Source organism: Aeromonas schubertii (assembly GCF_000820105.1).
GTDB lineage: Bacteria > Pseudomonadota > Gammaproteobacteria > Enterobacterales > Aeromonadaceae > Aeromonas > Aeromonas schubertii.
On the sequence record NZ_CDDB01000012.1, the window covers coordinates 1 to 8,925 of the forward strand.

Sequence of the window (8,925 nt, forward strand, 5' to 3'; positions counted from 1 at the left end):
CAGTTTTACTTGACCACTACAAATCGACCCTACGATTGCACGGCGCAACCGTGCCTGCTCGCCACAGGCACGGAGTTTGGCCGAACTCCGCCCCTATCGGCCCAGGAAGGGCTCCCAATCCTTGAACACCGGCTGCAACCCCGCCTGCCGCACGGCGGCGGCCACTTCCTCCACCGGCCTGTCGTCGTGGATGGCAAACTGCTCCAGCTCCTCTGCATCCCCCTCGGCATAGCCCCCCGGCTGGGTGCGCGACTCGGCCGACATCTGGGTGATGCCAAGGCGCACCGCACCGTTGCGAAAGGTGGCCGACTCGCGAGTCGAGAGAGACAAGTCCAGCGTCGGCGAGAAGAGGCGCCAGGCGCAGATAAGCTGGGCCAGCTGGCGATCCGACATGATGACGGAAGGCACCAGAGCGCCGGTGCAGGGACGCAGGCGCGGGAAGGAGAGCGAATAACGGCTCTGCCAGTGGTGGCGCTCAAGCCAGGCGAGGTGCTCGGCGACAAAGTAGCTGTCGGCGCGCCAGTCCGCAGAGAGACCGATGAGCGCCCCCAGCCCTATCTTGTCGATACCGGCGCGACCGAGCCGATCCGGCGTGGCAAGCCTCCATGCGATGTCCTGCTTGTTGCCGCGCAGGTGATAGCGGGCGTAGGTGGGGGCGTGGTAGGTCTCCTGATAGACCATGACCGAATCGAGACCGAGGGTCTTGAGCTCGGCGTATTCGTCTTGGGAGAGGGGCTGCACCTCCATCCCTACCGTGCTGAAGTGGCGGCGGATGATGGGCATCACCTCGCGGAAATAGGCGAGCCCCACCTTGGTCTCGTGCTCGCCGGTCACCAGCAACACGCTGTCGAAGCCCCGCGCCTTGATGGCGAGGCACTCTCGCTCTATCTCCTCCAGGCTCAGGGTCTTGCGCTTCAGGCGGTTGCTCATGGAGAAGCCGCAGTAGGTGCAGTCGTTGGCGCAGAGGTTCGACAGATAGAGGGGCACATAGAAGCCGATGGTGTTGCCGAAACGCTGGCGGGTGAGGCGCTCGGCCTCGGCCGCCATCTGCGGCAAATAGGCCTCGGCGGCCGGGGAGATCAGCGCCATAAAGTCCGCCAGGGTGCGGCGGGAGGTGGTCAGCGCCCGCTCCACGTCCGCGGCGGTCTTGGCGCGTACCTGCATCCCCACGTCGTCCCACTCCAGCGCCTGCCATCTATCGAGAAAACTCACGCCCTCGATGGAGTCGAAGTGCACGCTCATAGGGCCCCCAGAAAATCGGTAAGCGGGCTGGAGGCCTGCGCCTGCAGGGCGCGGGCGCCCAGGCCCGCCTCATAGGCACTACGTCCTGCCTCACAGGCCAGCGCAAAGGCGCGGCCCATGGCGACCGGGTCGCCGCTCACCGCGATGGCGGTGTTGACCAGCACAGCGTCGGCACCCAGCTCAAAGGCGGCGGCGGCGTGGCTCGGCGCGCCGATGCCTGCATCCACCACCACAGGCACATTGGCCTGCTGGGCGATGATGGACAAAAACTCCCGGGTCACCAACCCCTGATTGGAACCGATGGGGGCGCCGAGCGGCATCACGGCGGCGCAGCCCACCTCTTCCAGCCGCTTGCAGAGCACAGGGTCGGCGCCGCAGTAAGGCAGCACCACGAAGCCCTCTTTGACCAGCTGCTCGGCGGCTTTCAGCGTCTCGATGGGATCGGGTAAGAGATAGCGGGGATCGGGGTGGATCTCGAGCTTGAGCCAGTTCGTCCCCAGCGCCTCGCGGGCCAGGTGGGCGGCAAACACCGCCTCGGCCGCAGTCTTGGCGCCCGAGGTGTTGGGCAAGAGCTTGACCCCGAGTTGCAGCAAGGGGCTCAGGATATCGTCGTGAGCCTTGCCGGGTTCGAGCCGCTTGATGGCCATGGTGACCAGCTGGGAGCCGCTCGCCAGGGTGGCGGCGGCCATCAAATCCGGGCGGGCAAACTTGCCGGTGCCGGTGAAGAGGCGCGAGGAGAAGGTGTGATCGGCAATTTTGAGCATGTCAGCCTCCGGCAATGGCGGTAAAGAGGTGAAGTTCATCCCCGTCGTTGAGACGGGTTTCGGCCCAGCGGCCACGGGGCAGCACGGCGCCGTTAAGGGCCACCGCCACCCCCTGGGGATGGATGCCCTGGGCGGCCAGCAGGTCGGCCACGCTCTGCCCCGCCGCCAGCGGCTGGGCTTTATCGTTGAGTCGAATGGTGAGGGTCATGGGGTGATCTCCTTATCGTGTGTCGGGCATCGGCGCTGCCCGCAAACCGGGCAATCGGGATCGGGGGCCAGAGTGAGGGTCTGCCACTGATGGGCCAGCGCATCGAAGCGGCGCAATGTGCCGGCGACCGGGCTCGGCAGGCCGAGCAACAGTTTCAGTGCCTCCAGCGCCTGCAGGGTGCCCATCACCCCGACCAGCGGGCCGGTGACGCCGCTGGTCTCGCAGCTCTGACTGACTTTCGTATCCTGCGGATAGAGGCAGGCGTAGCAGGCGTGATCGCTGTTTACTCGTGCCATAAGCTGTCCCTGCCAGCCCACCGCAGCGGCGGAGATCCAGGGCTTGCCCTGCTCCACGCAGGCGGCGTTGATGGCCTGGCGGGTGGCCAGGTTGTCGCAGCAGTCGATCACCAGATCCACCTCTTCCACAAAACCGGGCAGGCTGGCGGCATCGAGCCGCTGGTTGATGGCAATCAGCTCCACCAGCGGGTTGTGGGCGGCCAGGCGCTCGCGGGCCAGCTCCGCCTTGGAGTGGTTGACTGCCTCGCTATCGAACAGGATCTGGCGCGGCAGATTGCTGGAATCGACCGTGTCGCCATCGGCCAGCCACAAGGTGCCCACCCCGGCCCCGGCGAGATAGAGGGCCAGCGGAGAGCCGAGCCCGCCCAGGCCCACGATCAACGCAGATGTGCCTTTCAGCCGCGCCTGCCCGGCTTCCCCGATCTCCCCCAGCATCAGCTGGCGACCATAGCGCAAATACTCTTCGTCACTGAGAGACGCGGCATCAGAGCGCATGTTCCACCTCTCTTATGTCAGTGGCCGAGCGAGGCTCATCCCCCGCCCCTACGGCAGCCAGCAGCCGTTCGGTCGCCCCCTGCCAGTCGTCACTCGCCGTGATGGCCGAGACCAGCGCAATGCAGCCGACCCCGCTCGCCTTGACCGCCGCGACCCGCTCCTCGCTGATGCCGCCGATGGCGACCGTGGGCCAGTCGCACATCAGGGCGCGGTAACGGTGCAGCCGCGCCAGCCCCTGGGGGCGCGAAGGCATGGCCTTGGTGTTGGTCGGGAAGATATGGCCGAGTGCGATATAGGAGGGGGCCAGCTCGCGGGCCCGCATCAGCTCGAAGTAGCCGTGGGTGGAGATGCCAAGGCGCAGCCCGGCGGACTGAATGGCGGCGAGATCGGCGGTTTCCATGTCCTCCTGCCCCAGATGCACGCCCCAGGCGCCCGCCTCGATGGCTTGCTGCCAGTAGTCGTTGATAAAGAGGCGCGCCCCATGGCGGCGACCAAGCTCAACCGCATCACGAATGGCCGGTGCCACCTGGGCGGCGGGCAGATTCTTGATCCGCAGCTGGATGGTCTTGACCCCCTGCCCCAGCAGGCGGCGCAGCCACTTGACCGAGTCCACCACCGGATAGAGGCCGAGACTCTGTTCGGTTGCGGCAAAGGGGCCATCCGGCAGGCGGGCGCTGCTCGCTTCATAAAGTCCGAAGCGACGATCGAGCGATGATCCCGCCAGCACGGCGCGGGGAAAGTGGGCAAGATCGGCAGGCCAGCCGAGGTGGGCGATGGGGCCGGGGCCCGCTCCCACCCCCTGCGCCGCCGCCAACCCCTGTTGCAGGTAGGCACGCGCCAGGGTGATGGCGTCTTCCACCGGGTAGTCCTGCGCCACCACGGCGGCGATGGCGCTGGCGTAGCAGCAACCGGTGCCGTGGCCGTGGCGGGTATCGAGGCGCGGCGCGGCGAGCCAGAATTCGCGGGTCTCGTCCTGGTAGTAGTCGAGGCAGAGATCGCCACCCCACTCAAGGTGACCGCCCTTGACCAGCACGGCGCGGGCGCCGAGTTCACGCAGGCGCCGTGCGGCGAGGCGCACCAGCTCGGGGCTGGTGGCGGGCAGGCCGGTCAAGGCTTCCAGCTCGGGACCGTTGGGGGTGATCAAGGAGAGGCGCGGCAGCAGGTGCTCGCGCACCGCCGCCAGCATGCCGGGCTCCGCCATGGGGGTGCCGGTGCTGGCGATGGCCACCGGATCGTAGACCACGAAGGGGGCCTCGACGGTCGACAACCTGCGGGCCAGCACCTCCACGTGCAGCCGGGTCGGCAGCAGACCTACCTTGATAGCGGCGGGTGGCAGATCCAGCCCCAGGGCGTCGATCTGGGCGGTGAAGGTCTGCATCAACACGGGGTCGACCATCTTCACCGCCACCGAGTTCTGGGCGGTGATGGCGGAGATGACCGAGCAGCCGTGCACGCCGAGGTCGTGCAGGGTGTGCAGGTCGGCCTGAATGCCGGCGCCGCCGCCGGAGTCTGAACCCGCTATGGTCCAGACCACGGGACGGGCCGCCGTCACTGCTGTCAGGTCGGCGGGGCTGACAGCCCCGCGCTCGCTGCTCACGCCTCCTCCCCTGCGGCCTGCTTCAGGGTCGCCGCCTGGTGGTAGATCTCGCCGCCGGTCTCCTTGAAGGTTTCCGCCATCCGCGCCATGCCGCTCTCCACCTCGGCCACGACCCGCTCCTGCTGGCCGTCCATGCCCACCAGCTTGATCTCAACGGCCTCCAGTTTCGCCGCGTAGTCGCGCACATCCTGGGTGATCTTCATGGAGCAGAACTTGGGCCCGCACATGGAGCAAAAGTGGGCCACCTTGCCGGACTCCTGGGGCAGGGTCTCGTCGTGGTAGGCGCGGGCGGTGTCGGGGTCGAGGGCCAGATTGAACTGATCCTCCCAGCGAAACTCGAAGCGCGCCTTGGACATGGCGTTGTCGCGGATCTGGGCCCCCGGATGCCCCTTGGCCAGATCGGCGGCATGGGCGGCAATCTTGTAGGTAATCAGCCCCTGCTTCACATCCTCCTTGTTGGGCAGCCCCAGATGCTCCTTGGGGGTCACGTAGCAGAGCATGGCGCAGCCGTACCAGCCGATGAGAGCGGCACCGATGCCGGAGGTGAAATGATCGTAACCCGGTGCAATGTCGGTGGTGAGCGGGCCCAGCGTATAGAAAGGCGCCTCGTGGCAATGCTCCAGCTGCTCGGTCATGTTGCGCTCGATCATGTGCATCGGCACATGGCCCGGCCCCTCGATCATCACCTGCACGTCGTACTCCCACGCGATCTTGGTCAGCTCGCCCAGGGTGCGCAGCTCGGCGAACTGGGCCTCGTCGTTGGCGTCATAGACGGAGCCCGGACGCAGACCGTCGCCCAGCGACAGCGCCACGTCATAGGCGGCGCAGATCTCGCAGATCTCGCGAAAGTGCTGGTAGAGGAAGTTCTCCTTGTGATGCGACAGGCACCACTTGGCCATGATGCTGCCGCCGCGCGAAACGATGCCGGTGAGGCGCTTGGCGGTCATCGGCACGAAGCGCAGCAGGACGCCAGCGTGGATGGTGAAGTAGTCCACTCCCTGCTCGGCCTGCTCCAGCAGGGTGTCGCGGAACAGCTCCCAGGTGAGGTCTTCGGCGATGCCGTTGGTCTTCTCCAGCGCCTGATAGATGGGCACGGTACCGATGGGCACCGGGCTGTTGCGCAGGATCCACTCGCGGGTCTCGTGGATGTAGCGGCCGGTGGAGAGATCCATGACGGTGTCGGCGCCCCAGCGGGTCGACCAGACCAGCTTCTCCACCTCCTCTTCGATGCTGGAGGTGACCGCCGAGTTGCCGATGTTGGCGTTGATCTTCACCAGAAAATTGCGGCCGATGATCATCGGTTCCGCTTCCGGGTGGTTGATGTTGCTGGGGATGATGGCGCGACCGGCGGCCACTTCACCCCGCACGAACTCGGGCGTGATGTTCTGGGGCAGTCTGGCGCCAAAGCCCTGACCCGGATGCTGGGTGCGCAAGAGTTCTGAGCGAACCCGCTCGCGGCCCATATTCTCGCGCAGGGCGATAAATTCCATCTCCGGGGTGACGATGCCGGCGCGGGCGTAGTGCAGCTGGGTGACCCGGCGGCCCGGCTTGGCGCGGCGGGCGCTCGGCAAATGCTCGAAGCGCAGGTGATCCAGCCCCTCGTCGGCCAGGCGCTCCTGAGTGAAGGTGGAGCTCAGCCCCGGCAGCTCGTCGGTGTCAGCGCGCTCCAGCACCCACTGTTCGCGCAGGCGCGGCAGGCCGCAGCGCACGTCGATGGGGGCGGCCTCTTCCCCATAAGGGCCCGAGGTGTCGTAGACCGGCACCGGCTCGTTGGGCTCGAATTGGGGATTTTCTTTGGTGCCGCCGACGAAGGTATCGGCCAGCTGAATTTCACGCAGGGGCACCCGGATATCGGCGCGGGAGCCTTCGATAAAGATGCGGCGGGAGTTGGGGTGAGCCATCCCCTTGAGGCTGTCGATAAAGGCCTGAGCGCTGGAGCGTTGCTCGCGGCGGCTGGATTTGGTGGTATCAGATACGGAAGTAGACATAGCAAAACTCACATTAACTGGTTGAAGTTATGGGTGTTTGCTTGTCTGGAGTTCGAGGAGAAGATGAACTTGCGGCGGGGTGTTTATCTCGGGAGGGAGTTCGCGCGGGATGGATCTCCGCGCTGCTGTACTGCCGCTTCCCGCTCTCTGCACGCTGTGGGCAAGGCGCCCCACGTGCTGGACAACCGGACGGGACAGACTCCCTCCTGTGCGCCCTGACCCATCAAGGGTGATCCCTTCGATGAGCGGAAGAGGCTTGTTCCTCCTCCGGCGCGGTAACCCGCAAGTTACCCTTGTTCCCTTCGCAGGTTTTAACCTGATCAGGTTCCACGGATCCCGAATTAACGGTCTCAGCTTCGCGTCGTTCGACGGTCAGCACTCCGACAAGATGGCGCCAGTATAAGGGGGAAAATTTAAAGCACAAGCCGTTAACAATCTGGCCAACACGCCTCTTGCAACAGATAAGTGAATAGTGCCTCGATCACGGGGCCACCCCAAACAGAGGTCAAACCTGCGCTGGCATCACCTTGGCACGCCACAGGTTCCCGCTGTGATCATGCAGGGACAAGAGGAGAAAAAGAGGAAAAATCGAGGGGCGCAGGGCAAGCGCATCGTCTTGCGCAGAACAGAAACAGGCCCCTATGAAAGGGGCCTGCGAGGGAGGTTATTTAACCGGCGCTATGGTCAGGGATACATTGCCAAACCCTTCGTTGGCAAGAGCCTGGCTGTCCAGATCCACGTCGGTCAGTGCCACACCGTTAGCAGAGGCGCCAGGCAACTGGGCAGCCCTCACGGACACGGAACGGGTCTGGAGCTGACGGGTTGGGGGCTGACCGGTTTCGATTTCGCCGGCAAACTGGCTCTCGGCATGGAAGTCACCGACCACCGCCGAACTGAACGGGCGCAGCACAGCACCCAGGCGCTTCTGCATGGACTCTAAGCCCTCCTGGCCAACGGTCCAGTTCCAGTCCCACCAGTTCGCTTCACCCGGAATATAACGCTTGCCCCACTGGTAGCGGATGCTGCTCGCCTTGTCGCGGAACGGGCCGATGGCAAAAGTGTGCTCTAGGGTGGGGCGATCATTCGGATGGGTATGCCAAGCATTACCGCCCCAGCGCAGGAAGCCATTCATGGTCAGGTCATAATTGATTGCGGCCTTGAACTCATAGGGGTAGGAGATGCTGGACTTGTAGAGGGCAATCCGCACCGGCACGCTGGAGTGAGGCGGCACCGTGGGGCGCGCTTCAACCGCGGCGGTCTCGGTCGTCGCGCCCCCTTTCTGGGAAGCAAAGCTCTGGTTCGCAGCGATCTCGATAGACAGTTCGGTTTCACCCACCAGCGGCCACTTAAACTTGTTCTTGGTGCTCACCTTCTCGCTTATGCCGTAGGTATCGGTTTTCGACCAGTTGCTGGCCTTGTCGTACTTCAGGGTCACCACCACCTGCTGAGGCAGATCCGTGTAGTTGGTCGCCTTGGCCGTGATGGTCTTGACCAGCTCCTTGCTGCTCTGGGTGATCTGACCATGGCTGAAGGAGTCGGGTTCCAGGGTATATGAGAAGTTGCTTACCTTGATGGAGGTCTTCTCCCCGCAACGATATCCGGAGCAGCTGCCGTCATTATTTCCCTGTATCAGCCAGCCATCGCCAACCCGGGTAACATCCATATCCTCCCCGACATAGGTGCCATGATTTCCACCCACCCAGGCGTATCCCAAAATATCAGCGAGATAACTGACTGGCTTGATAAACAAATATTTGTCGTTGACAAGCTGCCATTGCACATCGACCTCATCCCCCGCAGGAATAGTCCAGCCAGTGAGTGTTGGTATTTCTCCGGAAACCGGTGAGTTGGGATAGCACCAGGTTTCTACGGAACTGCCCTGTTTGATTTCGCCATTATATCCCGGCCCCATAATCACCCAGCGGTCAGCCAGCCCGGCAATCTGCCACTGCCCCATGCGGCTGGTCAGAGCACCCTTGATAGTCATGGCTTCATCGCGGGTCAGAGGACGATAACCACTGGCACAGACGCCCGCCCCAAGAGTCGCCAACTTGACCTGATCAGGGTAGACAGGTTCAGCCGCGTGAGCCTGTGCCATCAGCAGGCCGGATATGATCAATGACAAGCCAGTTATTTTTAGTTTTTGCATAGCAACCCCAATATATTGAACATTGACATACATTCACCAGTGCTTATATATCAGCAGGTGACATGAGAGTACGATAATATCAGTCACATTGGCTTCAATATGCGATCCAGACCACATTTCAATGCATGTATAACATTAACAAAACAATAAATTGAGGACTTCCTATATTAAGGAAGGTGCGAACAA

7 protein-coding genes and 1 riboswitch are annotated in these 8,925 nt (G+C 63.7%); all 7 genes read right to left on the reverse strand.

What is annotated here, in order from left to right:
* Positions 1-93: 93 nt before the first annotated feature.
* The 7 genes from thiH to BN1133_RS03280 all read right to left on the reverse strand — a co-directional run bounded on the left by thiH (position 94) and on the right by BN1133_RS03280 (position 8,739).
* Positions 94-1,242, reverse strand: coding sequence for a 2-iminoacetate synthase ThiH (gene thiH, locus BN1133_RS03250; RefSeq protein WP_050665123.1), 1,149 nt, complete (start codon positions 1,240-1,242; stop codon positions 94-96).
* Positions 1,239-2,006, reverse strand: a complete 768-nt coding sequence (locus tag BN1133_RS03255) for a thiazole synthase (RefSeq protein ID WP_050665124.1) — start codon at positions 2,004-2,006, stop codon at positions 1,239-1,241. The genes thiH and BN1133_RS03255 overlap by 4 nt, the downstream gene beginning before the upstream one ends.
* A 1-nt stretch (position 2,007) precedes the next feature.
* Positions 2,008-2,214: a sulfur carrier protein ThiS gene (gene thiS / locus BN1133_RS03260; protein ID WP_050665125.1), complete on the reverse strand. Its 207-nt coding sequence runs from the start codon at positions 2,212-2,214 to the stop codon at positions 2,008-2,010.
* Complete coding sequence (locus BN1133_RS03265) at positions 2,211-3,005, reverse strand: HesA/MoeB/ThiF family protein (RefSeq protein ID WP_050665126.1); 795 nt, start codon at positions 3,003-3,005, stop codon at positions 2,211-2,213. Before BN1133_RS03265 ends, thiS begins: the two co-directional genes overlap by 4 nt.
* Positions 2,995-4,602, reverse strand: a complete 1,608-nt coding sequence (thiE, locus tag BN1133_RS03270; RefSeq protein ID WP_050665127.1) for a thiamine phosphate synthase — start codon at positions 4,600-4,602, stop codon at positions 2,995-2,997. The genes BN1133_RS03265 and thiE overlap by 11 nt, the downstream gene beginning before the upstream one ends.
* Entirely contained in the window at positions 4,599-6,590 is a 1,992-nt protein-coding gene (gene thiC / locus BN1133_RS03275) for a phosphomethylpyrimidine synthase ThiC (protein WP_050665128.1), read from the reverse strand. The genes thiE and thiC overlap by 4 nt, the downstream gene beginning before the upstream one ends.
* 280 nt (positions 6,591-6,870) lie before the next feature.
* Positions 6,871-6,983, reverse strand: a riboswitch (TPP riboswitch).
* Positions 6,984-7,254: 271 nt separating this feature from the next.
* Complete coding sequence (locus tag BN1133_RS03280; protein ID WP_050665129.1) at positions 7,255-8,739, reverse strand: aerolysin family beta-barrel pore-forming toxin; 1,485 nt, start codon at positions 8,737-8,739, stop codon at positions 7,255-7,257.
* Between the last annotated feature and the right edge of the window lie 186 nt (positions 8,740-8,925).

Excerpts from the sequence above, each read along its gene's own strand:
- thiH (WP_050665123.1), bottom strand. The coding sequence starts at position 1,242 with ATGAGCGTGCACTTCGACTCCATCGAGGGCGTGAGTTTTCTCGATAGA.
- BN1133_RS03255 (WP_050665124.1), bottom strand. The coding sequence starts at position 2,006 with ATGCTCAAAATTGCCGATCACACCTTCTCCTCGCGCCTCTTCACCGGC.
- thiS (WP_050665125.1), bottom strand. The coding sequence starts at position 2,214 with ATGACCCTCACCATTCGACTCAACGATAAAGCCCAGCCGCTGGCGGCG.
- BN1133_RS03265 (WP_050665126.1), bottom strand. The coding sequence starts at position 3,005 with ATGCGCTCTGATGCCGCGTCTCTCAGTGACGAAGAGTATTTGCGCTAT.
- thiC (WP_050665128.1), bottom strand. The coding sequence starts at position 6,590 with ATGTCTACTTCCGTATCTGATACCACCAAATCCAGCCGCCGCGAGCAA.
- BN1133_RS03280 (WP_050665129.1), bottom strand. The coding sequence starts at position 8,739 with ATGCAAAAACTAAAAATAACTGGCTTGTCATTGATCATATCCGGCCTG.